21 protein-coding genes are annotated in these 23416 nt (G+C 52.1%); 12 read left to right on the forward strand and 9 right to left on the reverse strand.

Annotated features, from left to right (window positions below; translation table 11 throughout):
- Nucleotides 1-779: calcium-binding protein (locus tag PsWM33_RS23760; RefSeq protein ID WP_275078575.1), on the reverse strand; the 779-nt coding region annotated here is incomplete at its 3' end.
- Nucleotides 780-1194: 415 nt separating this feature from the next.
- On the opposite strand from PsWM33_RS23760, the gene PsWM33_RS23765 reads away from it, so the two are divergent.
- Complete coding sequence (locus tag PsWM33_RS23765) at nucleotides 1195-1440, forward strand: hypothetical protein (protein ID WP_063296341.1); 246 nt, start codon at nucleotides 1195-1197, stop codon at nucleotides 1438-1440.
- A gap of 101 nt (nucleotides 1441-1541) precedes the next feature.
- On the opposite strand, the gene PsWM33_RS23770 is transcribed toward PsWM33_RS23765, so the two are convergent.
- A complete protein-coding gene (locus PsWM33_RS23770) occupies nucleotides 1542-1898 on the reverse strand; it encodes a winged helix-turn-helix transcriptional regulator (RefSeq protein ID WP_063296340.1) in 357 nt (118 codons plus the stop codon).
- Nucleotides 1899-2111: 213 nt separating this feature from the next.
- Between PsWM33_RS23770 and PsWM33_RS23775 the strand changes: the two genes are divergently transcribed.
- The 5 genes from PsWM33_RS23775 (at nucleotide 2112) to PsWM33_RS23795 (ending at nucleotide 7020) form a co-directional block, all read left to right on the forward strand.
- On the forward strand, nucleotides 2112-2396 hold the full coding sequence (locus PsWM33_RS23775) for a putative quinol monooxygenase (protein WP_057465947.1): 285 nt from the start codon (nucleotides 2112-2114) through the stop codon (nucleotides 2394-2396).
- Nucleotides 2397-2823: 427 nt separating this feature from the next.
- Entirely contained in the window at nucleotides 2824-3294 is a 471-nt protein-coding gene (locus PsWM33_RS23780) for a cupin domain-containing protein (protein ID WP_082827131.1), read from the forward strand.
- A gap of 11 nt (nucleotides 3295-3305) precedes the next feature.
- A complete protein-coding gene (locus PsWM33_RS23785) occupies nucleotides 3306-4793 on the forward strand; it encodes a flavin-containing monooxygenase (RefSeq protein WP_063301946.1) in 1488 nt (495 codons plus the stop codon).
- Nucleotides 4794-5095: 302 nt separating this feature from the next.
- Nucleotides 5096-6586, forward strand: coding sequence for a hypothetical protein (locus tag PsWM33_RS23790; protein WP_063301864.1), 1491 nt, complete (start codon nucleotides 5096-5098; stop codon nucleotides 6584-6586).
- Between the two features lie 197 nt (nucleotides 6587-6783).
- Entirely contained in the window at nucleotides 6784-7020 is a 237-nt protein-coding gene (locus PsWM33_RS23795; protein WP_057465945.1) for a hypothetical protein, read from the forward strand.
- Between the two features lie 68 nt (nucleotides 7021-7088).
- On the opposite strand, the gene PsWM33_RS23800 is transcribed toward PsWM33_RS23795, so the two are convergent.
- Complete coding sequence (locus tag PsWM33_RS23800; RefSeq protein ID WP_063301865.1) at nucleotides 7089-7967, reverse strand: DMT family transporter; 879 nt, start codon at nucleotides 7965-7967, stop codon at nucleotides 7089-7091.
- A 146-nt stretch (nucleotides 7968-8113) separates the two neighbouring features.
- On the opposite strand from PsWM33_RS23800, the gene PsWM33_RS23805 reads away from it, so the two are divergent.
- Complete coding sequence (locus tag PsWM33_RS23805; RefSeq protein ID WP_063301866.1) at nucleotides 8114-8614, forward strand: MarR family winged helix-turn-helix transcriptional regulator; 501 nt, start codon at nucleotides 8114-8116, stop codon at nucleotides 8612-8614.
- 221 nt (nucleotides 8615-8835) lie between these two features.
- Here the strand turns inward: PsWM33_RS23805 and PsWM33_RS23810 are convergent, their stop codons facing one another.
- On the reverse strand, nucleotides 8836-9939 hold the full coding sequence (locus tag PsWM33_RS23810; RefSeq protein WP_063301867.1) for a zinc ABC transporter substrate-binding protein: 1104 nt from the start codon (nucleotides 9937-9939) through the stop codon (nucleotides 8836-8838).
- 249 nt (nucleotides 9940-10188) lie between these two features.
- Here PsWM33_RS23810 and PsWM33_RS23815 point away from each other — a divergent pair, with 249 nt between their 5' ends.
- Together PsWM33_RS23815 and PsWM33_RS23820 are read left to right on the forward strand one after the other, a co-directional pair.
- Nucleotides 10189-10668: an Lrp/AsnC family transcriptional regulator gene (locus PsWM33_RS23815; RefSeq protein ID WP_057465942.1), complete on the forward strand. Its 480-nt coding sequence runs from the start codon at nucleotides 10189-10191 to the stop codon at nucleotides 10666-10668.
- A gap of 243 nt (nucleotides 10669-10911) precedes the next feature.
- Complete coding sequence (locus PsWM33_RS23820; RefSeq protein WP_063301868.1) at nucleotides 10912-12033, forward strand: saccharopine dehydrogenase family protein; 1122 nt, start codon at nucleotides 10912-10914, stop codon at nucleotides 12031-12033.
- A gap of 97 nt (nucleotides 12034-12130) precedes the next feature.
- On the opposite strand, the gene cydC is transcribed toward PsWM33_RS23820, so the two are convergent.
- A complete protein-coding gene (gene cydC / locus PsWM33_RS23825; RefSeq protein ID WP_063301869.1) occupies nucleotides 12131-13870 on the reverse strand; it encodes a thiol reductant ABC exporter subunit CydC in 1740 nt (579 codons plus the stop codon).
- A complete protein-coding gene (gene cydD / locus PsWM33_RS23830) occupies nucleotides 13867-15672 on the reverse strand; it encodes a thiol reductant ABC exporter subunit CydD (protein WP_063301870.1) in 1806 nt (601 codons plus the stop codon). Before cydD ends, cydC begins: the two co-directional genes overlap by 4 nt.
- 451 nt (nucleotides 15673-16123) lie before the next feature.
- On the opposite strand from cydD, the gene PsWM33_RS23835 reads away from it, so the two are divergent.
- On the forward strand, nucleotides 16124-16624 hold the full coding sequence (locus PsWM33_RS23835; protein WP_208980737.1) for a hypothetical protein: 501 nt from the start codon (nucleotides 16124-16126) through the stop codon (nucleotides 16622-16624).
- 45 nt (nucleotides 16625-16669) lie between these two features.
- Here PsWM33_RS23835 and PsWM33_RS23840 read toward each other — a convergent pair whose 3' ends face one another.
- On the reverse strand, nucleotides 16670-18169 hold the full coding sequence (locus PsWM33_RS23840) for a CoA-acylating methylmalonate-semialdehyde dehydrogenase (RefSeq protein WP_057465938.1): 1500 nt from the start codon (nucleotides 18167-18169) through the stop codon (nucleotides 16670-16672).
- Nucleotides 18170-18359: 190 nt separating this feature from the next.
- Between PsWM33_RS23840 and PsWM33_RS23845 the strand changes: the two genes are divergently transcribed.
- Together PsWM33_RS23845 and PsWM33_RS23850 are read left to right on the forward strand one after the other, a co-directional pair.
- Nucleotides 18360-19250, forward strand: a complete 891-nt coding sequence (locus PsWM33_RS23845; RefSeq protein ID WP_063301871.1) for a LysR family transcriptional regulator — start codon at nucleotides 18360-18362, stop codon at nucleotides 19248-19250.
- Between the two features lie 112 nt (nucleotides 19251-19362).
- Entirely contained in the window at nucleotides 19363-20202 is an 840-nt protein-coding gene (locus PsWM33_RS23850; protein ID WP_063301872.1) for a hypothetical protein, read from the forward strand.
- A gap of 86 nt (nucleotides 20203-20288) precedes the next feature.
- Here PsWM33_RS23850 and PsWM33_RS23855 read toward each other — a convergent pair whose 3' ends face one another.
- Both PsWM33_RS23855 and PsWM33_RS23860 read right to left on the reverse strand, forming a co-directional pair.
- Complete coding sequence (locus PsWM33_RS23855) at nucleotides 20289-21800, reverse strand: phosphomannomutase/phosphoglucomutase (protein WP_063301873.1); 1512 nt, start codon at nucleotides 21798-21800, stop codon at nucleotides 20289-20291.
- Nucleotides 21801-21909: 109 nt separating this feature from the next.
- Nucleotides 21910-23313: a mannose-1-phosphate guanylyltransferase/mannose-6-phosphate isomerase gene (locus PsWM33_RS23860; RefSeq protein WP_063301874.1), complete on the reverse strand. Its 1404-nt coding sequence runs from the start codon at nucleotides 23311-23313 to the stop codon at nucleotides 21910-21912.
- Nucleotides 23314-23416: the final 103 nt, after the last annotated feature.

The raw sequence follows: 23416 nt of genomic DNA on the forward strand, positions 1-23416 counted from the left end.
TCATTGCGGAACGTCAGAAGAAGGTCATCACTGTCCGTGCCAGACGGACGGCTGAACTCCACTTCATATGGGTGGTAATCACTAATAACCAACTCGTTGATCTCGGAACTATCCGCATGCACGTCGATGATCGTGTCATGGCCGCTGCCATATTCATATTTATAGGTGTCGTTGCCGGTCCCACCGACCAAAGTGTCATCGCCATGCTCACCGTTCAAAGTATCGTTGCCAGATCCTCCGAACAACGTGTCGTCGTCATACCCACCGATCAGTGTGTCATCACCTTCATGACCATGGAGAGTGTCGTTGCCGCCAAGGCCGTAAAGCGTGTCGCCCTGATTGTTGCCGTGCACCACGTCATCACCCTCTGTGGTGTGAAACGTGGCTTCCATGATCTGGTAGCCGGACAGGACAAAATAGTCAGCCTCAACAAAGCGGATGGTCTGGAGGCCCTGACCATCGGCAAACTGGTTCTTGATCAGCAGCGTGCCACCATTGCGGAACGTCAGAAGAAGATCGTCATTGTCCGTTCCGGACGGGCGGCTGAACTGTACTTCATGTGGGTAGTAGCCGGACCCGATAACCAGCTCGTTGATCTCGGAACTGTCTGCTTGCACGTCGATGATCGTGTCATGGCTGCTGCCATATTCGTAGACGTAAGTGTTCTCCCGCTCATCCGAAAATGTCGGTTCCGGAGCAGTTTGTGTTGAGAGCACCGTCTCAACAAGGCCGAAATCAAGCGTATTGCTGGGAGGAGTTGAAGAAACAGAATCAGACATGACAACCTCTGAAAATAAAAATCACGCCATGACGTTGTCGCTAAAAATATTTGATTTCAAATATGATTTTACTCTCAATTGATTCAAAAAATCCCAACTACGTTCAATCGATGAAACTAGCTAACCCTCATAAATCAACCACAGATTTAATTATATGCACTATGCAATTATAGATTTAAAAACTAGTTTTTACTCCTATTGAGTGAGTTGTTTTCATCTTATTTTTTTCCAGATTTCTGGTTGATATTATTTTTTGCATGAGAACCGCGATGAGAGGTCTTATGAGCACCAGTTAGTGTGTACGAACTAGCGGCATTCGGACTGCATCCCTCCCCACACACAACATTGTGGGGTGTGAATGATTGTGGGATCTGGTAGGGTTTTGGGTGTGTTTTGGATAGAGAGAGGCTGAGATATGGGTGGTGGTGTGACACAACCGGAGGCTTCGCGGTCTTTTCAGGAGTTGGTGATCCTGGGCGTGCAGGTGCTGCTTGGGGTTGGGTTTATGGTGTTTAGTGCCTACGTGTTTTATGAGGCGGCGCTGGCGCTTTATAAACTGGATCTGGTGCGCATGATTGGTGCTTACTTCCTGTTTTTCTGCACGGTTGGGCTTGGGCCGTTTTTCTGGCCATTTTCATGGCCGTTTGGTGAGGGCCATTAAAGAAGCCAGATTACCCCTACGCCATATTATGTCTTATCTTTTGAGCGTATCCCGGCTTGAACGCTATGTTCATTCTGGTTGATACGCTCTTTCTTCGTCGTTCAGGCCTCTTCCTTTTCCCGTACAGCATGATAGATGCCCCAATCGCGCAGTGCGGTGATAATGGGGCGGAGAGTTTCGCCCTTTGGTGTGAGTGAGTATTCTACGTGAGGCGGAACCACAGCGAAGACTTTGCGGGAGACCAGACCGTCGGTTTCCAGCTCTCTCAATTGTTTGGTCAACATGCGCTGAGTGACTGTTCCGACTTGTTTTTTCAACTCGCCAAAGCGCTGTGTCCCTTCCATCAGATGGTAGAGAATAACGCCCTTCCATTTGCCGCCAATCAGTTCCAGAGCAGCTTCTACCGGACATCCCTGACTGCAATTGTACTGCTCGAAGCGTTGGTTTTTATCACTCATATTATCTCCTGAGAGCAGGTTGCTTTCATATGCATTCAAACAACTGGCTCTAAGCCTTTTTTGCACGTACTCTTATCCGAAAACCGGAACCACTTTTCGGGAGCACGTCTTAGTATACTTTCTGTACCTATAGGCCCAAATTGTGCGTACTTGTTATTGATATAGCGTCTATATAGGTTCTCTGCCAGCAAAACAAAAGAGAGGATTGCTCCTATGACCTTGACCATCGTCGCCAACATCCATGCCGCTAAGGGCAAAGAAGATCTTGTGAAGGCAGAACTGGAGAAGCTAATTGCAGTAACGCGCGCTGAAGCTGGTTGCCTGCAATATGACCTGCACGTGGACAATGAAAATTCTGGTCACTTCATGTTCTATGAGAACTGGGAGACCCGTGAGCTGTGGCAGGAGCACATGAATGCCCCGCATCTGGCTGCTTACATGGTGGCAACAGAGGGCGCTGTTGACGCGTTTACAGTGAACGAGATGACACGCATCTAACAGCTGCTACGAGTATTTTGCAGAGTCTTTCCAATGTTGTGAGGGCTCTGCATAATTTTATTTTACATTGTAAAAACCGAAACCTTCTCAGACGAACCCCAGCAAATCCCGCTGGTTACGTCCTTCCCTATGCGTTCTACATTTTTGATTTCACCCTCCAAAATCGATAGTTTGTAGAGCCCCATAACATTTTAAGCTTGAACTATCTCTCCTCGCAGATATCATTGTTTTAAGTTTAAAAAAGAATCTATCCAGACTAGATAACTATTTATCTCGCAGATGTGAGATAAACCTGACCAAGACCGCCTGAATGCCTAGTATTTCTATGTATTCATGACGGAGGCATTGCGGAGATAGATTGATAAATTTTCAAAATAAATAATCAGAGCTAAACAGCCACTTTATTCTATTGATGAGGAGGGAAATTATGTCTGATCAAATCTTGATGCCGGAAGGTGCTTTGCAAGGTGTAACGCTTGTGGGGGAAGGCCTTAATGACAACACCAGCTGGAATGTTGTTGGCCATACATACACACCTAAAGTGCTGACCGAGAACGTGTTTATCTGGCATGCAACTATTCCGGACGGGACCTTTGTGCCACCGCACATTCATCCAACACAGGATGAGTGGATCACAGTTTTGACTGGTGCCCTTGAGGTGGAGTTTGGGGAAGCTTGCCACAAAGCGGGACCGGGAGACACAATCAGAATGCCTCGCGGAATTGCGCATGGGATCTTCAACCGCTCCGGCGATGAAGCAACCTGTGTGTTTGGCGTGGCCCCTTCCCGTAAGCTCTATGATCTATTTGAGGCCCTAGACTGCGTGACAGATCCAGAAGAGCTTGTGCGCATCTCTGCCTTGCATGAAGTCGACTTCTTACCGCCGCCAGCGGAATAAAGGTGGCTGACATGGTGAAGAAGAAGAAAGTTGCTGTCATTGGCGGCGGCGTGAGCGGTCTTGCGGCTGCCAAAGCCTTTGACGAACGTGGGCACCGGGTGTTTGGCTATGAGCGCACCCACGATTTTGGCGGGGTCTGGGAGCTTTCCAGATCCTATCCGGGGGTGCAGACCCAGTCTCCAAAAGATCTGTATTGTTATACGGATCATCCTATGCCCAAGGAATATCCGGAATGGCCCAAGGGGCCGCAAGTGCATGCTTATCTGCATTCCTATGCTCGCAAGCACAAGCTGCATCGGTTGTTTCAGCTGAGTACGTCGGTCCTCTCTATGGACCGCCGGGAGGACGGCCAGCCGGGATGGACACTGACGCTCGATGCGGCAGGGCAGGTTCGCAAAGAAGACTTCGATTTTGTCGTCATCTCAACGGGACAGTTTTCTGAAAAGAACATTATCAGCCATCCGGGACAGGACAGCTTTGAGGCGCAGGGCGGACATGTCATGCACTCATCCGACTATACCGACCCTTCCCTTGCTAAGGGCAAACGGGTGGTGGTGCTGGGCGGGTCCAAGTCAGCAACAGATGTGGCGGTGAACGCGGCGAAAAACGGGGCCTCTCAGGTGACATTGGTGTATCGTGAGCCAGTGTGGCGGGTGCCGTATTTTGTGGGTGGCATCAACTTCAAACGGCTGCTTTACATGCGGGCACAGGAGTTGCAGTTCAACAGCTGGGGCAGAAATCCGCTGCAAAAGGCAATGGCTGCGATTGCGAAACCGTTGATTTGGGCGAATTTCCGCGGTCTTGAAATGTTGCTGAAGCTTCAGTTGGGGCTGAAGAAGTGGGATATGGTGCCGAAAGTGCCGATCGAGAAGGACATTTCCTGCTCTATTCCCATTGTCACCCCTGGGCTCTTTGAAGGGTTCAAGAGCGGCATCATCAAGCCGATGCAAGGCACAATTGATCATTATGAAGATGGTCAGGCAGTGCTAACGAGCGGCGATAAAGTGGGCTGTGATGTTTCGGTGCTTGCGGTGGGGTGGAAGCTGGGCATTCCGTATCTGGCAAAAGAGTATCGTGACAAGCTGATTGAAGAAGACGGGCAGTATCGGACCTACCGTCTTTCTGTAAACCCTGACCTGCCAGAAATGGGGTTTGTGGGCTTCAATTCCAGCTTCTGCACGGTGCTTTCTGCAGAGATGATTGCCAACTGGCTGGTGCGCTATGCGGATGGGCAGCTGGAGAAGCAACCAACGGATGGACAGATGCGCCAGAACATTAATGAGATGCTGGATTGGCGACGTGATGACCGACCAGCAGCTCAGGTTTATGGCGGATTGTGCTCAGCTCCATTCCACTTCAAGCATTTTGATGAACTGCTGGAAGATATTGGAGCGGCCAAACGCAAGCGCAGTAATCCTGTTGCAGAGCAGTTCTCCTATCCCAATGCGCAGGCCTATGGGAGTTACCTCAAGTCGGCTCCGCAGTATCTTGCACAATAACAACATCGTGAGACACCGTCATCTGTTAAGCCTGTAGCGCTAAATGGTTGTTTCTCGCGTATAATTTCTAAAAGTCTCTCCAGTGCCTTCGGTTTTGCTGAAGGTGCTGGAGAACCACCTTTAAACGGTGATCAGCGGTGTTTTAATCAAACCACTTGCAACATAACAATGCCGATATAACCATTGTGATCTTTGTGAACGCTCCTCTCAATATTTTATCGATTATTTTAAACCCCATGCAACACGGCCCAGACATTGTCGTGAGATGAGAATAAATGGTCATCTGTCTGAGGAGTGTGTCGATGCTTGGTGGTGCACAACAACAACCTGAGAGTTCAGGAAATCAAGACGAGCTGAGCTGGGCGAAACGCGTATGTCAGCATCTTGGTATCGATTTTCCTGATAGTGTGCAGCAGGCTGAGCAAATAGAAGCCAGCATGCCCAAAGCTGATGTGCTGAGCGTTGCTGACAACAAAGCCGTTGAAGCATCGATGGCGCAGATTGCTTCTGATAGTCCGGCCGCACACAAGACAGCTGACAGTCTGATCAAGAGCATAGTGACCGTATTCACGCGGCTTGAAGGTGACGACGAGCTCAAGGGCATGTTGGATGCTATGCAGGCTTATACAGGCGACAATCCGAAATACGGTGTTGTCGGTCAGCTGGGTGCTGGTGGTTTTACCAAGATTGTCGACGGTGCCAAGAAGGGCAAAGAAGATAGCGATGTGACAATCCGCGAAAAAGGCACGGCCTATTTCGATTTGTCCAACTCCCCTGCTTTCCGAAAGGCTATGGAGAAGATCTATCACTCCCCTGAACTTCAGGAGAAGATGAAAGACATCATCGACATCGATTACTTGCACAGCTTCAAGTTTGGCCGCCCTCGTGGCGCGGGACCGGACAGCACGGCTCCAGATGAGTTGAAGCTTTACACTTATCGGAATGAGAACAAGCAAAACGCCTCGGAGAACCCAGAGCTCTACGGCGAAGTGCCGGGCAGTGAACAAGTTGACGGACCCGTTCCGCAGAATGATGCACTAGCAGGTCAGAGCCTGACAGCGAACCAGCGGAAGTATCGTGAGCGCAGCAAGAAAGGCGGCGATGGTGCGTGGGCAACGGCTGCTGATCTGGAAGCGAACAAACGTCTGACAGAACGCGAGATTAATTTTGCGAAGACCAATCCGCGTAACCGGCACGACAGAGAAGACTACCAGTTCAAAGAAAACAAACCTGTCAAAGCCGGTGAGATGCCGAAGGACAAGGTTATTGTTGAACACCAGCCCGGTTTTTCTGTTTGGGATGTTAAAGACGGCACAGGCTTTGCCAAGGATGCGGACCTGCACAACAAACCAACCGTTGCTGGTCCGTCCGGTACCACAGACCGCTTCCTCACCGGCATTCGCTTGCTAGGTAAAGGGGTGATGAAGGAACTGGGGCTGGAAGGTGACAATGCCGAGAACCAGGTGAAGGAACTGGGCAGATGGCTGGCGACCGGATATCTGGTTGGCGATGAGCACCACTCTGCTGTTGAGGTGAATCTGGGTGCTGCCAACCACGGTTTGAAGCCTCAATGGGGGTCTGATCTTTGTACCGAACCGTTCTCCGAGCCGATCAAGGGCAAGGGTTTTGAGATCTCCAGTGAGGCAGTTGTTGATCAGCTTGAGACTAAGCTGGAAACAGCCGAAGAGGATGCCGTGAACAGAGATGCCTACCGCTTCGATCTGGAAGGCGGTTCCAAAGGTACGGTCTCGCCAGACGGTAAGGTCAAGGCACCACCAAAACCGAGCAGATAATCTGGTTTTCCATGCTAGACATCGCTTAAGACGTGGTGTTTGGGAACAGAAAATTTCATCAAAAAATGAGCGGCGCAACCCCGTGTTTGGGCTGTTTTCATGCCCTCTCAGATTTAATCCTTAACATCCGTTAGGAGAATTTTAATGGAATCATTTCACAATGAGAACATAGGAAGAACATCGGGTGTTAGATAACTATGTCCAAGAAGTTTCAGTGGCGACAGCTTTGGAGAAATGTTCCGGATCACACTGTAGGGACAGGCGTTCTCAATACCGAGATGAGCATGCGGGTTCATCGCGAAGGTGATGATGAAGCCCGTAAGCCATGGCGGTGGGAGCTGCATCACAATGGTGTTGTGTGCAAAGGTGACGTCAACGACAAGGTTGAGGCCATGCAAAAAGCGCAGGATGCCTATATCGCTTACCTGCGCTAATCCATAGTTTTTCAATTTGGAGCGCTTATTCCTATCTGAAAATCAGTGTCCCCTTTCGGGAATGCGCTCTAACTGGTTGCAGCCGCATCTTTGGTTTGTGCCGCGACCTTTGCAGCGCTCGGTCTCTTCAGCGCAAACACGATACTTCCTAATACGATGAGAATGCCGACCCACTGGCGTAAGCCAAACTGCTCCCCAACCAACAGCTGACCGCACAAAACCGCGGATACCGGATTGACCAGAGACAGGAAGCCAATGGTTGTTGGGTTGAGCTGCACGATCCCCTTCAGCCAGTTGACCGAAGCCAGACCCATTCCCAAAATGCCTATCCAGAAGAATGCCAGCACCATGTTCAGGTCCGGCACAGGAGCTGCGCCTTCCAAAACAAGTGCGATTGGTACGGCGTAGAGGCCGCCTAATGTGACGTGCCAGCCTGTGTACGTTACCATGCTGACATCTGGTCTGCCCCATTTGCCGCTGAGGTAAACGCCGGTGAAGGTGCTCAGGCAGGCGGCCATTGCGGCGCCGATACCAATCCAGTCCAGTTCAACAGCGCCGAGCAGCAGCATGCCGACACCGAACAGACCGATGAGAGATGCAATGAGCTGGCGGGCAACAGGCGCCTTGCCGTCCAAAATCCAGATGTAAAAGATGATTTGCAAGGGCAGTGTTGCCATAAGAGTTCCGGCCATTCCGCTTGGAAGGCGAAAAGCGGCGATGAACACAAAGAAGATCATGGAGAGATTGGTCAGGCCGATGGTCATCGCTCTCTTGACCCATGGGCCTTTGAGCAAGCCCGGAGCAAACGCCAATAACAACAAGCCTGCAGGCAACAGCCGGTAAACCACCATCCAGACAGGGTCTTCTGCTGGCAAGAGCAACGTTGTAACGGCGTAGGTGGTGCCCCAAATTGCGGGCGTAAGCGCCGTGCGCAGCTGAACAAGCATGTACTTCGACCTCAATTATCTTGATCTCAAATTAATTCGATCTGATGCTTAGGATATATACGCAGATCCGTCAAGTATCTTGATCTCAAGTAATTCCTCTGCAATATACCTCTGTATTGCTGCAAGCCAGATTATTGAGAGTGTCCATGAGTGATCACGTTGCACGCGTCGTGCGCCAGTGGAAGAGCGAATATCCTGAAGTAGATGCCAGCCCAATGTATGTGCTGGCCCGGATGATGCGCCTCAACATGCAGATCAACAAAGATCTTTCCGCAAACTTTGCGAAGTTTGGTCTGGCAACGGGGGATTTTGATGTTCTGGCAACGCTGCGGCGAAGTGGTGAGCCTTACGCACTGCGCCCGACCGAGCTGACCAAATCCAGCATGTTGACTTCTGGCACCATGACCAGTCGCCTCGACAAGCTGGAAAAGCTGGGGTTGGTGTGCCGTAATCCCAATCCGGAAGATCGCCGGGCTCTGATGATCCATTTAACGGACAAAGGCCGCGCACTTGTGGAGGAAGCAGCTGCCGCGCACTTTGAGATGGAAGCTGAGATGCTCAAGATTCTGGATCCAGAAGATCGGGACGCGCTTGAGGGTATTTTGGAAAGATGGAGCCACAGGCTGGAAGAAAACGGCACTATGTAATCTGCCTTAAGCTTGGGGCAGGCAAACTGCCTTCGCACGTTTCTTTCTAGCACATTCACTTGCGAAAACTGGCACTTGCGAAAACTGGCACTTGCTAAAACTGGTGAGGTCTTTGCAGTTGCGCTGGCCGCCTGTGGCTGAGTTGGGGGTATACAAAACAGACAGTGCTCGTTCACATTGCACTGCCTGTTCTGACCTATTGTTCTTGTTATCTCTTAGACCTAAGAGTTGCCGGAGAGGCAAGTGTTGAAGGCACCGCCCATTTCCTTGAGCAACTCGGTGTAAAGCTGCGGGCCTGAGTCTAGCGTTGATCCGAGTGGATCAAGTTCTGCAGAGTTGACGCCTGTCCCCTCTTTCAGCACCGCAACCATGCGCGGATTGAACTGTACTTCAGAGAAGACGCAGCTGACGCCCAAACCTTCCAGTTTCTGACGCACTTCAGACAGACGCTTTGCCCCCGGCAGCACTTCCGGGCTGACTGTGACTGAGCCGACTGCATTGAGGTTGTAAGCCTCTTCAAAATAGCGGTAAGCATCGTGGAACACCACGAACGGCTTGGTCTGGAGATTCTTCAGGTCTGCTTTCAGTGCTTCAGAGACCTCAGTAATCTCAGCGGCTTCGGCTTTTGCATTGGCAGCATACTTGGCCGCGTTTGCAGGATCAGCTTTTGAGAGGGTTTCTTCAATCTCATGCAGCATGGCGATCGCATTTTGCGGATCCAGCCAGATGTGCATGTCTACGGCTTCATCACCACGCTCATCGTGCGCCTCATGGTCAGCATGTTCCTCATGCTTTTCATGATCAGCGTGTTCTTCGTGCTTCTCATGGTCATGATCGGCATGCTCTTCATGCCCTTCGTCGGCGTGTTCTGCATGTTCTTCTGCAGTTTCACCGGCGTGTGCTGCATGCTCTTCAGCGGTTTCGACAGCATGATCACCGTGGTCGTGACCTTCAAAGTTGCCACCTTCACGGAAGTTCAGGAGCGTGAGACCATGGGCATCTTTCAATGTCATGATGGTTGCGCCGTCTGCAAGGTTCTCAAGCGGGGTTTCAAGAAAACTTTCCAACTGAGGACCGACCCAGAACACCACATCTGCATTGGCGATCTTGCGGGCTGTTGACGGACGCAGGCTGTAGGTGTGTGGAGAGCCTGCCCCTTCCACCACCAGACCGGGCGTGCCTACGCCTTCCATCACGCTTGCCACAAGAGAGTGAATTGGCTTGATGGATGCCACCACGTTGACCTCGGCCTGAGCCAGAGCAGGAAAGGATACGCTTCCGGCAAGAATACCGAGAATGCTTAGTGAACCTAAGAGATGCTTCATACGTTCCACAACTACTTTGTTATAATATTACATTCGATTTGTTACTTTATAACGTCACATATTTTGGAGTGCAACGACCTTTTTGTGAATTATGCAAGACTGGGCAAAACTCAAAATGACGGGGTAAATACCCTATTGATCTCAGCAGGTTCGCTCAGCCCACAGCCAGTAAACTGTTAGTTTTGCCTGATCCTACTGCCAAATTAACGAGATGCCTGTTATATTGCCGCAAAATTTAAAGGACTTTCTATGGCCGAGATTAAGGATGAGCTGGACCGCAAGCTAATTGCCATCTTGCAGGGAAACGCTCGGGAACCGGTGTCTTCCATTGCACGGCGGCTGGACGTTGCCCGCTCAACAGTTCAAGAGCGCATTGCCCGGCTTGAACGCAAAGGCATCATTATCGGCTATACAGCTATTTTGGGAGACCAAGAGGATCAGAAGCGGGTTCAGGCTCTTGTCATGCTCTCCGTTGCCCAGCAACGCTCTCGCGAACTGATTGCTCAGTTGGAGTCCTACCCTGAAATCCGCAGCTGTCTGACCATCTCCGGTGAATTTGATCTCTGCCTGATTGTTGAGCCTGACCGTCTGGAAGAGCTGGATGCTGTGCTGGACGAGATTGCTGCTATTCCAGGTGTTGAGCGCACGCGGTCCTCTATCGTGCTGACGAAGAAGTTTGAGCGACAACGACCATTCATGCCTCAAAATACCTATAGCCTTGAGAAGTAACAGATCCTGAGCATTCGTTTATTTTGCCCATTCGATTTAAGTGGCACTTTTTGCCTGCTTTCCTTGTCTCGAATCGTGTGAGCAATACACGTAAAATTCGTCATATTTACAATTTTAATGTCAATATAACATAGTTACCGTCATTTACACGAAATAAAACGTCATTTCGGCAAGTTGCCCCGTAAACTCCGGCAGTGTTTTCACGTAGACTCTTAGTCAATAGAAACAAGCTTGGAGGGGCTTATGAGCCGACATCATGTTGCTGTTGTGGGTGCAGGTAAGATCGGTGGGATGATCGCTGCACTGCTACAAGGTTCAGGTGATTATCAGATCAAGGTACTGGACCAGAGTGTGGAAGCGCTGAGTGCGCTGGACGTGCCGCATGTGACAACAGAAGCACTGGATGTGAGTGACCTGGGAAAACTCACAGGAGCTCTTAAAGGATGCGACGCTGTCATTTCAGCTGCACCGTTTTTCCTGACGCCAGTGATCGCGCAGGCCGCAAAAGATGCAGACTGTCACTATCTTGACCTGACCGAAGATGTGGCCAGTACTGCTGAAGTGGAGAAGATTGCAGAAGGCGCCAACAAGGCCTTTGCTCCACAATGCGGCCTCGCACCTGGTTTTGTGTCCATCGCAGGTTATGATCTTGCAAAGCAGTTTGACAGTCTTGAAGACCTGCATCTGCGTGTGGGCGCCCTGCCCCGCTACCCGACCAACAAGCTGAAGTACAATCTGACTTGGTCCACTGACGGCCTGATCAACGAGTACTGCAACCCATGTCTTGCCATTGAGAACGGCGAGCTGACCAAGGTGCCAGCTTTGGCCGGTCTGCAGCATTTCTCTCTGGATGGCGTTGATTATGAAGCATTCAACACGTCCGGTGGTCTGGGTTCTCTTTCTGAGACGCTGAAGGACAAGGTGCAGAGCCTGCGTTATCTCTCCATCCGTTATCCGGGTCACCGGGACATCATGGAGCTGCTGCTGAAGGATCTGGGCTTCATCAACAAGCGTGACTTGCTGAAAGAAGTGATGGAAGATTCCATTCCGGTCACCATGCAGGACCGCGTGCTCATCTTCATCACCGCCACAGGCATGAAAGATGGTCGGTTCCAGCAGAAGTCCTACTCTCACGTGGTCAATGACCGTGAGATCATGGGCAAGCACTGGAGCGGTATTCAGATCACAACGGCAGCCAGCATCTGCGCCACGCTGGATCTGCTCATGGATGGTAGTTTGAACGCCAAAGGCTTTGTGAAGCAGGAAAGCATCAATCTGGATGACTTCCTCTCCAATCGCTTCGGCGGCCTTTACAACAACGGTGGGTCTGATCACGAAACACCGGGGCGTCAGATCGCAGCTTGATGCTGTTTATCTGATCCGGTTTGCGATCATTGAGAGAACAAAAAAGCGCAGCTTCATTTCTGAGGCTGCGCTTTTCTTTTAAACTCGGTTTCCCGGATCAATCGTCGCGGAGACGGCCTTTGATCTCGTCGGATAGTGGCAGGGTGACTTCGCCCAACTTGCCATCTTCAAGGACCAGAACGCGGTCTGCACCTTCCAACTCACTGGCGCGGTGAGAGACCATGAGGACGGTTTTGCCTCTGGTCATGGCGCGGAAAGATGCGAGCACCTTGTCTGCAGTGGCATGGTCGAGACCTTCTGTCAGCTCATCCGCCACCCAGATTTCCGGATTACGCAGGTACGCACGAGCCAATGCCAGACGGCGACCTTCACCGCCGGACAGACCCAGACCACCTTCACCCAGATGGGTTTCCAGCTTTTCCTGTCTGCCTTCAACAAGCTCCTTCAGGCCAGCATGAGACAGCGCTTCCCAAAGCTCGGCATCGGTTGCGTCTTCACGGGCAACGCGCAGGTTCTCTGCGATAGTACTGTGGAAGATCTGCGTACGCTGACCGACAACAGTCAGAGCAGCCCGCAGTTTGTCTTCTGCCATACCGCCAAGCTCGACACCGCCAATCTGGATTGCACCAGATTGCGGCGTTTGCAGACGTGCCACGATAGCTGCGAGCGTGGATTTACCGGCACCACTTGGGCCGATCACAACGGTGCGACTGCCAGTTGGCAGCGCGAGGTCTACACCATCCAGAATGGCAGCTGCCTTTGGTGTGTAGGCGAAGTGGATATCCTTCAGGTTCAAAGCATCTTTGCCAACTTCAAATAAAGGTGTTTCAGAATTGCTACGGGCGTTCTGAAGTGCTTCGCTGTCTTGCCCTACTGTGAGCAGGGACCGGACGCGGTCAGCTGCGCCTGACATCTTGCTCCAGCTGCCTGCGCTGTTGGCAAGGGAGATGAGCAGCTCTGGCAGAGCCAAAGCAACGAAGGCGAACAAAGCAATGTGCTTTAGCTCCATCTGACCTTGCTGATAGGAATAGGCCGCAAACAGGAAGGTGACAGCCACCATCACCTGGCTCATGGTGCTCACCACAGCCTGATTGCGCATGTCTGTCAGTTCGTTCTGCTCTTGCACATCGTCCAGTTGGTTGACTGCTTTGAGTGCGGCAACACGCTGTTGCTCCAGACCGCCGAAGACGGAGAGGTCGCGGCGACCACGCACCAGATCAGACACGCGAACGCGCAAAGCATCACGCGCTGCATTGAGTTTGCGCGCCTGCGCCTTTTGGCGATGACCGCCTGATTTTGCCAAAATAGTAAGGCCTGCTGCCTGAACTGCCCCCAGAGCGATCGACGCCATTGGTGAGTACTGCCACAGGATAACCAGTGTCAGACCAGTGATGATAGTTGCAGAGGCGAGAGGCACCACAAGACGCAGGAACAGGCCATCAAGCTGATCCACATCACTCACCACGCGGGAGAGCGCCGTCGCGGAGCGTTGGCTCAGTGTGCCGTTGCTTTCCCGGGCAACAAGGCCGCGAAAAACGCCGGAACGCAGGTTCGCGAGAAAACGGAAGGTCGCGTCATGCGTGATCACCCGCTCAATATAGCGACCGAAGATGCGCATGGAGGCGTACAGGCGGATACTGCTTGCCGCAGATGAGGTATTGAAAGCAACTGCACCTGCGGAGAGGCCAGCAAGGGCCGTTGCGGTGATGAAGTAACCAGAGACTGCCAGCAATGCGATGCCTGCTGCGGCTGGGAGGAATGCTAGGAACAGACCACCCCAGAATGCGAGCGGTTCTTCTTTTTGCAAAAGCCAGATGATGCGAAGGGACGATCTCATTGTTCTTCTCCTTCACGTTCATTCAGATCAACCAGCACACCTTCTTTCAGCGTCAACACGCGGTCGGCTGAGCCGACAACGCGCGGATCGTGAGTTGCGACCAGAACTGGCTTGTTGTGTGCCAGCTTTTTAAGAGCCGCAACAACCTTTTGTGCGGTTGCACCATCGAGATCTGCAGTTGGTTCATCTGCAATAATCAGTCTTGCGTCCTCACGCAGGGCAGCACGTGCCAACGCAAAGCGGCGACGCTCCCCTAATGACAAGCCCTTGCCGTCTTCACCAATCTGGCCTGAGAGGCCTCCCGGGATTTTGGCGAGCAACTCATCAACAGCAGCAAGCTTCAAAGCTTGTGTGAGTGTTGCATCGTCTGCTGACTGATCAGCGCGGCGCAGGTTTGCCCGCAACGTGCCGTGGAACAGCTCAGGATTTTGCGAAAGGACGGAGATAGACTGTTGCCAGTTGGTCAAGCCGTATGAGGTGAGCGGCAGTCCGCCATAAGCAATCTGGCCCTGATCAGCTGGTAAGAAGCCGAGAATGCAATCCATCAGGGTTGATTTACCGGTCCCACTCGGGCCTTTGACAACGACTAGCTCCGGTTCGCCCAACGACAAGTTGACGTCAGCGAGGATCTTGCGGTGACCGCGGGAAACACTCAGGTTTCGGATCGTCAGCGCACCGGTTGCAGGCAGTGGCACAACATCAAGCCCGGTCCCGATGATATCTGCCTGACCATCGTCCTCCAGCTGCTTTTGCAATTCAACGATATGATCTGCTGCCGCAATGCCTGCGGCGCGATCATGATAGGCTGCCGCGAAGGCGCGAAGTGGTGCGAAGTATTCAGGAACGATCATCAGAACGAACAGGCCACCGGCCAGTGTGAGCGGTGAGCCATATGTGCCGAAACTCCAGTCTCCAAGGAGAGAGAAGCCGACATAGATTGCGGTGATGGCGATTGCAGCGGCACTGAACAGTTCCAGCGCAGTGCTGGAGAGGAAGGCAATACGCAGAACACGCATGGTGGATGTGCGGAAGTCACCACCCAGTTTGCGGATATCGTCCTCAGAGCGTTTCACCGCACCAAACAGACGCAGGGTTTCCATGCCTCTGAGGCGGTCCAGCAGCAGCCCACCCATATCGGCAAGAACACCGAGCTGACGGTCGCTGGCTTTCTTGGCGCGGATACCAACGATTGCCATGAAGACCGGCACCAGCGGACCAAAGATCAGCAGACACAGAGCTGCAAACCAGCTGACATAGGCGACAGACGCAATCAACACGAGAGGGACGAGTGAAAGGCGCGCCTGAATTGGTAGAAAACGACCAAGATAAGGGCCGATTGCCTGAATGTGCTCCACCGCGATGGACGCGATTTTACCACTTGCAGGCAGTTCGGTAGCCGGTGACAGGTTGGTCAGATTGCTCAGCAGACTGGTTTCCAGTCTGTGGCGCGCCTTAGAGGCTGCGCGAACTGCTATCTCACCGCCCCTGATGCGCAGAAAATGGCGGATCACGGCTAAGATAAGTATAGAGGCTGTTGCATAGAATGGATCCAGGCCCGGTCCGTGTGGATCGATCAGGCCAGCGATTGCCAATGCCAATAATGCTGCCTGCGGAATCCAGAGGAGTTCCGAGAGGCCTTGTAACATTGCACCGCGTTTCACCAGTTTCATTTCCGGGCGAACGGCATCCTGCAGCCAAACCTGACCCGCGGACTTTTTGCGTCCACGTTTTTTGGCGGGGGCATTTGCCTCCACAACATCTGCATCGGATAGCTCTGTTACGTTTGCTAGATTTTCAGTCATTCCGCTTGTCCGGTTCCCTCTTCGCCGGGGCATCTGCCTGTAATTCATTTAGGTAATTTCCGAAAAAGCTCTTCAATTGCCTAGACTTGCTTGCGCAATGGAATCGACCCGTCCGGTCCATGATTGCAACACGCTCGTTAGAATTACTCCAGTTTTTTAATAAATCGCAACAAACTCAGAGGCGAAGACCCCCCAATTTGTATGGGACATAAGCGCACAGGTGCGCATATTGAGAGATCATAGGTGCCCCGCAGAGCGTTGCTTTGCCGAGGTTTACGGGGTTTTACCGAAGAGCTGCCACGATAAAAATCAAAATGGCTCATGGATCCCCGAGTTTTCGGGAATATTAACTGCTTTCCGCTAGGGTCCCCGAGTTCTCTTATAGCTCTCAGCCTACATCGAACTAACGAGTTGATATTGCTGAATAACAACAAAAAGGAGAGAACCTGCCATGTTTTGCTCTTTTCGCCGCCTGTGTCTGGCGGCAATTTGGGGCCTGGGCCTTGCCTCCTCATCCTTTGCCTCTGAAAAAGCCGGGTTTACTGCAGAACGGGATGATGTGATTCCGCCATTGGACATTTTCAAGACGATGGCTAGTGACCTAGAGCCTGAAGGCTGGATCACCTTCCAGACTCTGGACAACAAGCAGATCATCAACTTTGCCCCCATCATGTCACTGCGCTGCAGGCTGAAAGAAATTAAGTATTCGATTGACTCCAAGGATCTGGATAAGAGCTTTCCTATTCCTGATTGCGATCCTGAATACCCCTTCCGCGTAGAAGCACAGAGCATTCATAAGCCGTACGTCATGGAGTTCCCTGGTGGGACAGTGCAGGCCCTTGCAGTGCAATTGACGTGGGATGACGGAAGCACCAGCAACACTGTCTATTATGAGCCCTGCCGCGCGGTTGGTGCCGCACCTTGCGCCTATCCTCTTGGTAGCAACGAATAAAAAAGGCGCTCCGAAGAGCGCCTTTCAAACTGTCAATCCGAAGGTTTAGCCCATTGTTGGGATAGAGAATTCTGCACCTTCCTTCACACCTGAAGGCCAACGGGATGTCACTGTCTTGGTGCGGGTGTAGAACTTGAAGCCATCTGGGCCGTGCTGGTTCAGATCGCCGAAGCCAGAACGCTTCCAGCCACCAAAGGTGTGGTATGCGAGCGGCACAGGGATTGGAACGTTGATGCCGACCATGCCGATGTTAATGCGGCTTGCAAAGTCACGTGCAGTGTCACCATCACGGGTGTAGATTGCAGTGCCGTTGCCGTACTCATGATCCATTGGCAGGCTCAGAGCTTCTTCATAGGTTTCTGCACGTACAACAGTCAGAACCGGACCAAAGATTTCTTCTTTGTAGATGTCCATGTCTTTGGTTGCGTTGTCGAACAGGCAAGGACCAACGAAGTTACCGTTTTCATAGCCCTGCAGTTTGAAGTCACGTCCGTCAACAACAAGCTTTGCACCCTGCTCAACACCGGAGTTCACCAGACCGAGGATACGCTCACGTGCCTGTGGGGTGATGACTGGACCGAAGTCAACGTCGTCGCCCGCAGTGTAAGGGCCAACTTTGAGAGCTTCAACGCGTGGGATGAGTTTCTCGATGAGGCGGTCTGCAGTTTCCTGACCAACAGGAACAGCAACGGAGATCGCCATGCAGCGTTCGCCAGCAGCACCGAAGCCTGCGCCAACCAGAGCGTCAGCAGCCTGATCCAGATCAGCATCTGGCATGATGAGCATGTGGTTTTTCGCGCCGCCGAAGCACTGAACGCGCTTACCGGAAGCTGTACCGCGGGTGTAAACGTATTCAGCAATCGCGGTGGAACCAACGAAGCCAACAGCCTGAATGATTGGATCATCAAGGATCGCGTCTACGGATTCTTTATCGCCGTTCACAACGTTCAGAACGCCGTCTGGCAGGCCAGCTTCCTGCATCAGCTCAGCGAGCATCATAGGCACGGACGGGTTGCGCTCGGATGGTTTGAGGATGAAGGAGTTACCAGCTGCGATCGCAACACAGAACTTCCACATCGGGATCATTGCAGGGAAGTTGAATGGCGTGATGCCAGCAACAACGCCCAGTGGCTGACGCATGGAGTACATGTCGATGCCAGGACCTGCGCCCTCAGTGAACTCACCCTTCATCATGTGTGGTGCGCCGATGCAGAATTCGGCAACTTCCAGACCACGGATCACGTCGCCTTTAGCGTCCGGGTGTGTTTTACCGTGCTCAGCAGACAGCTTGGATGCCAGCTTGTCCATGTCGCGGTGAAGCAAAGTTACGAACTTCATCATTACGCGAGCGCGGCGCTGTGGGTTGGTTGCGGCCCATGCTGGCTGCGCTTTTTCAGCGACGGCGACAGCTTCCTGCATTTCTGCTGCAGTTGCCAAAGCAACCTTTGCAGTTACTTCACCGGTTGCAGGGTTGAAAACGTCTGCAGTGCGGCCGGACTTGCCAGCAACGCGCTTACCATTGATAAAATGACCGATCTCTTCCATGAGGTCCTCCCTCTCCAAGTCTATTCTTGCGGCCCGCAAACACATGCGTTTTACAGGTCTGCGAGCGAATTTCTTTATGCCCCTAGCATGAACTATATTTTTCGCATATCAATGAGATAATATCCGAAACCGTTGTGCAAAAATTAAAGTACGATCCGTGCAGCATGTAGACTGGGAGCTATCAAAAATCATGAACTGGGATGATGCAAGAGTGTTTCTTGCTGTGGCGCGCTCCGGACAGATTTTGGGCGCTGCACAGCGGCTTGGCCTCAACCATGCAACGGTTGCCCGCCGCCTTTCTGCTCTTGAAACTGCTCTGCAGGCGAAGCTCATTGATCGGCGCACCACGGGGTGTGCGCTGACCAGCGAAGGTGAGCGGTTCTTTGAGTTTGCTGAATCGATGGAAACAGAGATGCTTTCCGCCCGCGCGGAGATCGGTGGGACGGATGTGGAGCTTTCCGGTGCTGTGCGCATTGGTGCACCCGATGGCTTTGGGGTGGCTTTTCTGGCACCACGTCTGGGGGCGCTGAATGAACGCTATCCTGACCTTACGCTCCAGCTGGTGCCGCTGCACCGGGCTTTCTCTCTTTCCAAGCGCGAAGCTGATCTGGCAGTTACGGTTGGTCAGCCTGAACACGGGCGTCTGGTGAGCCGCAAGTTGACTGACTACTCATTGGGTCTTTATGCTTCTCGCGCTTATGCTGAACGCTACGGGCTGCCGGAGAACGAAGAAGAGCTGAAAGAACATCGCCTGATTGGCTATGTGGACGATCTGATCTTTGCCTCTTCGCTCAACTACTCCGCAGAATTTTCCAAGGACTGGCAGTCTCGCCTGGAATGTGCCAGCGCACTCGGCCAGACCGAAGCTGTGCGGGCAGGCAGCGGGATCGGAATCCTTCACGGGTTCATTGCAGATGGTAATGACGATTTTGTTCCAGTGCTTCCCAAACGTCGTATTTCGCGCAGCTACTACCTTGTTACCCATGAAAGCGCACGACACCTGCGCCGCATTCAAGCGGTTTCTGATTTCATTGGTGATTTGGTAAAACAGGAGAAAGATCTCTTTAGAAATCATCTGTAACGCTTTGAATTAGAATCCGAATTAAGCCTTCAAATTTATAAATTGTCATTTTTGATAATTTATAATATACAGTGCGCACCACTTCCCGACTGTAACTTGAAGGCAAAATGAGATGATTGGTAAGCTTGCGGAGTTCGTTGGCGTTCCTATGATTGTTGTCGCGATTGTCGCGACCCTGCTTTACTTTGATTTTGGCGGATCCCTCACACAGGAAAGCCATGCAGCTGATGGCAAAGGTCAGCAGGCTCTCCTGGACACTCTTGCACCGGATATCCCTTCCCTGCCTTTGATCAAGATTGAATTTCCGAATCTTTACAAGGACCTGCAGAGCCAGATTGAGAAAGAGATTCAATCAGGGGCAGATGAGCGCGTGCTGGCTAAGCGTCTGCATGACTTGCTTTACCGCGCACTTCAGGTTTATCGCCCACTGCTAAAATATGCTGATGACGATAAGATCATCACGGCCCTCAAGGCCAAACGTGCTCTCACCTTAAAACTGAAGAAAAGCAAAGGTGAGCTGGTTTGTGCTCAGGTTTTTTCCGGTTCCACTGGTGCGTTTCTGGACAGCTACACCGTGGTAGAGAGTGAAAGCACGCAGGAAGGGCTCGCGCTGTTCCAGTTGCTCGCGGATGCTCAGGTTAAAGCCAAGGACGACGGGCTCGTGATCCATTACACCGCTGAGCCTGCGCAGAAGAAAGTACGTGTGATTGGCAAGCCTGCGGATAAGCCGACTGATGCAGATTTGTATCTGCCTGCGAACCCGGCATTTGATGCGCTGATGAAGGTGTATCCAATGGATTCCCTAAGCCGTATTTTCGCTGCAGATCCAACCGACAAGCAACTGTGTGACAGTGAGGTCCGCCTTTATGATGCTCTTGTTGGCCTGCCCGCGCCACATGGCCCTGCAATGCGCAAATACATCGTGGACCTGCTCTACTTCGCTGGCTACTAACCTGCCCAAGGTAAGCAGAGCGCCTAAAGCAAAAAACGCCGCCCCATACAGGTCGGCGTTTTTTGGTATGTTTTGCAAGCGGTGTCTTAAGCGAGTTCTGCCAGTGTCTGGTTGTAGTCACCAACCTCTGGGTTCTCGCGAAGAACTGCATCCATTGCTTTGAACATCTCGTGCAAGCGCACTTCTGAGACCGGGCTTTCAACAACAACAACCAGTTCTGGTTTGTTGGAGGATGCACGGACAAGCCCCCATGTTCCATCTTCACACACAACACGGACACCGTTCACGGTGATCAGATCAGCGATATCCTGACCAGATACCTTCGCGCCGTCAGCATGCATGGATTTGAAGCGCGCAACCACACGATCAACCACATCGTACTTGATCTCATCCGCGCATTTGGCGGCCATGGTTGGGGAGCCCCAGGTCTTTGGCAGATCACGGCGCAGGTCAGCCATGCTCTTATCCGGATTGCGGTCCATCATATCCAGAATGGCAATCGCAGAGACAACACCGTCATCATATCCACGACCGATTGGCGGGTTGAAGAAGTAGTGGCCGGATTTTTCAAAACCAGCAACAGCACCAAGCTCAGTTACGCGGCGCTTGATGTAGGAGTGGCCTGTTTTGAAGTAATCAGTCTTTGCACCATTGGCCTTGAGGACAGGATCGGTGTGGTACAGACCAGTTGATTTTACATCAACCACAAACTGGCTTTCCGGATGAAGAGCGGAGATATCGCGAGCCAGCATGACGCCGACTTTATCAGCGAAGATCTCTTCGCCTTCGTTGTCGACCACACCACAGCGGTCACCATCACCATCAAAACCCAAACCGACTTCAGCACCGGTTTCCAGCACTTTGTCACGGATCGCATGAAGCATCTTCATGTCTTCCGGGTTCGGGTTGTAGTTCGGGAAAGTGTGATCCAGCTCGCAGTCCAGCGGAATGACGTCAACACCTAGCGCTTCGAGAATACGCGGTGCGAACGCACCTGCGGTGCCATTGCCACATGCGACGACAGCTTTGATTGGACGCTTGAACTTTTCACGCTCTGTGAGGTCTGCGATATAGCGATCGGTCAAATCAGGATGGTATTCGTAAGCTCCGCCACCGCGTAGGTCACTGGCCCCTTCCAGCACGATCTCTTTCAGACGGCCCATTTCTTCCGGGCCAAACATCAGTGGACGGTTTGCGCCCATCTTCACACCAGTCCAGCCGTTGTCGTTGTGGGAGGCGGTGACCATGGCAACGCATGGGACATCCAGATCAAACTGCGCGTAATAAGCCATTGGAGACATGGCGAGGCCGATGTCATGCACTTTGATGCCTGCCGACATCAGGCCGGTGACCAGTGCCATCTTGATGGATGCGGAGTAGCCGCGGAAGTCGTGACCGGTGACGATCTCAGGACGTACGCCAAGTTCATGAATGAGGGTTCCAAGTCCCTCGCCCAGCGCCTGAATGCCCTTCAGGTTGATCTCTTTTTCAAAGAGCCAGCGTGCATCGTACTCGCGAAAACCGGTCGGCTTGACCAACGGTGTCGTTTCATAGGCCAAGGTGTTTGGCGTTAGCTGTGAAACCGGCTTAACTGACATAATTTCTCCTAGACAAGCTTCAGGTCACTGGTAATGCAGAGACGTGACGCTTTTATCAAACTCCGTTTGGTTGTGAGACGTTTCTCACCCAACGGTTTTCAAATTCACGTTATACTCGCAGGATATCATCCTCGGCGATGTATGCGCCGGACTGGACTTCGATCATGCGAACCGGGATTTTTCCCGGGTTTTGTAGTTTGTGCCTTGCGCCAAGCGGGACAAACACGGACTGATTTTCTGAAATCAGCTCATCTTTTCCATCAATGGTCACTTCCAGCGTGCCACTTACAACAACCCAGTGCTCTGCACGGTGGATGTGGCGCTGCAAGGTCAGCCCCTTGCCGGGCTCAATCATCATGGACTGGACGCGGAAGCGCTCACCTTCAGAGATGCGCTCGCTCCAGCCCCATGGACGGTATACACGGCGATGCTGTACGGTTTCCGGCCTATTGGCCTTGTCCAGCTGCTCCACCACCTTCTTCACGTCCTGTGCCTTATCTTTTGCGGCAACCAGAAGCGCGTCCTTGGTGTTGACGACCACTACGTCTTCAAGCCCTACAACACTGACGAGGGCATCTTCAGAATAAACGAGGCAATTTTTGGACTGTTCGAAGATCGCTTCGCCCAAAGCCGAGTTACCCTCATCATTCTTCGCCATAGACTCCCAAATCGCAGGCCATGATCCAAGATCACTCCAACCCGGATCAGTTGGAACACAGGCGACGTTCTCTTCATTTTCCATAATCGCATAGTCGAAGGAGATGTTGCGCACCTGAGCGAAGGCTTCTTCTTCAAGCCGCAGGAAGTCCAGATCGCGTCGTGCGTTTTTGGAGGCCCTAGCAACTTGCTCCCAGATGTCAGGTGCATGTTTTAAGAAGGCGTCGCGCATGGCAGCTGCGGAGTACATGAAGATGCCAGCATTCCAAAGGTAGTTGCCGTCTTTGAGGAACTCTTCAGCCGTTGCCAGATTCGGTTTCTCGACAAAGGCATCAACTTTGCGGACAGATGCACCACCCTCGCAGAGTTTGATATAGCCATAACCTGTGTTGGGTTCACTTGGCTCAATACCAAATGTGACGATCTGGCCAGCTTCAGCAGCTGCATGAGCAGCATCGACAGCACACAAGAACTCCTTATCATCAGCGACCAGATGGTCCGATGGTAACAGGAGGACAATTGCGTTTTTATCTGTTTCAAGCGCCATGAGTGCAGCAAGAGCAGCGGGAGCAGCCGTGTTTCGTCCGCATGGCTCCAACACGATAGCTTGTGGCTCTATCCCAAGTTCGGCCATTTGCTCACCGATCAGGAAGCGGTGGTCTTGATTTGAGATAACCAGCGGTGCACGGAACTGCTGAGAGCTGACACGCTCACATGTCTTTTGAAAGAGACTTTGACCTGAAAAGATTGGCAAGAATTGTTTTGGCCTTTCTCTACGGGACAGAGGCCAGAGGCGAGATCCAAACCCACCCGACAGAATCACAGGTGTGATTTTGCTTATGCTATTGCCAGTCATATTTTCAGGATCACTTTCAAACAAACGAATAGACTATTCGTAAACTTAGATGCTGTAGCCCAAAACCCTCAAAACACGTGGAGTTTCAGTGTTCCACACATTC

Origin of the sequence: Pseudovibrio sp. WM33, assembly GCF_001623165.1 — a bacterium.
In the GTDB taxonomy this organism is placed as follows: Bacteria; Pseudomonadota; Alphaproteobacteria; order Rhizobiales; family Stappiaceae; genus Pseudovibrio.

What these genes read in the sequence shown, in the direction of transcription:
- PsWM33_RS23765 (WP_063296341.1), top strand. Translation starts at nt 1,195, where the DNA reads ATGGGTGGTGGTGTGACACAACCGGAGGCTTCGCGGTCTTTTCAGGAG.
- PsWM33_RS23800 (WP_063301865.1), bottom strand. Translation starts at nt 7,967, where the DNA reads ATGCTTGTTCAGCTGCGCACGGCGCTTACGCCCGCAATTTGGGGCACC.
- PsWM33_RS23795 (WP_057465945.1), top strand. Translation starts at nt 6,784, where the DNA reads ATGTCCAAGAAGTTTCAGTGGCGACAGCTTTGGAGAAATGTTCCGGAT.
- PsWM33_RS23855 (WP_063301873.1), bottom strand. Translation starts at nt 21,800, where the DNA reads ATGTCAGTTAAGCCGGTTTCACAGCTAACGCCAAACACCTTGGCCTAT.
- PsWM33_RS23835 (WP_208980737.1), top strand. Translation starts at nt 16,124, where the DNA reads ATGTTTTGCTCTTTTCGCCGCCTGTGTCTGGCGGCAATTTGGGGCCTG.
- PsWM33_RS23860 (WP_063301874.1), bottom strand. Translation starts at nt 23,313, where the DNA reads ATGACTGGCAATAGCATAAGCAAAATCACACCTGTGATTCTGTCGGGT.
- PsWM33_RS23780 (WP_082827131.1), top strand. Translation starts at nt 2,824, where the DNA reads ATGTCTGATCAAATCTTGATGCCGGAAGGTGCTTTGCAAGGTGTAACG.
- PsWM33_RS23845 (WP_063301871.1), top strand. Translation starts at nt 18,360, where the DNA reads ATGAACTGGGATGATGCAAGAGTGTTTCTTGCTGTGGCGCGCTCCGGA.
- PsWM33_RS23790 (WP_063301864.1), top strand. Translation starts at nt 5,096, where the DNA reads ATGCTTGGTGGTGCACAACAACAACCTGAGAGTTCAGGAAATCAAGAC.
- PsWM33_RS23770 (WP_063296340.1), bottom strand. Translation starts at nt 1,898, where the DNA reads ATGAGTGATAAAAACCAACGCTTCGAGCAGTACAATTGCAGTCAGGGA.
- PsWM33_RS23775 (WP_057465947.1), top strand. Translation starts at nt 2,112, where the DNA reads ATGACCTTGACCATCGTCGCCAACATCCATGCCGCTAAGGGCAAAGAA.
- PsWM33_RS23840 (WP_057465938.1), bottom strand. Translation starts at nt 18,169, where the DNA reads ATGGAAGAGATCGGTCATTTTATCAATGGTAAGCGCGTTGCTGGCAAG.
- PsWM33_RS23820 (WP_063301868.1), top strand. Translation starts at nt 10,912, where the DNA reads ATGAGCCGACATCATGTTGCTGTTGTGGGTGCAGGTAAGATCGGTGGG.
- cydC (WP_063301869.1), bottom strand. Translation starts at nt 13,870, where the DNA reads ATGAGATCGTCCCTTCGCATCATCTGGCTTTTGCAAAAAGAAGAACCG.
- PsWM33_RS23850 (WP_063301872.1), top strand. Translation starts at nt 19,363, where the DNA reads ATGATTGGTAAGCTTGCGGAGTTCGTTGGCGTTCCTATGATTGTTGTC.
- PsWM33_RS23815 (WP_057465942.1), top strand. Translation starts at nt 10,189, where the DNA reads ATGGCCGAGATTAAGGATGAGCTGGACCGCAAGCTAATTGCCATCTTG.
- cydD (WP_063301870.1), bottom strand. Translation starts at nt 15,672, where the DNA reads ATGACTGAAAATCTAGCAAACGTAACAGAGCTATCCGATGCAGATGTT.
- PsWM33_RS23810 (WP_063301867.1), bottom strand. Translation starts at nt 9,939, where the DNA reads ATGAAGCATCTCTTAGGTTCACTAAGCATTCTCGGTATTCTTGCCGGA.
- PsWM33_RS23805 (WP_063301866.1), top strand. Translation starts at nt 8,114, where the DNA reads ATGAGTGATCACGTTGCACGCGTCGTGCGCCAGTGGAAGAGCGAATAT.
- PsWM33_RS23785 (WP_063301946.1), top strand. Translation starts at nt 3,306, where the DNA reads ATGGTGAAGAAGAAGAAAGTTGCTGTCATTGGCGGCGGCGTGAGCGGT.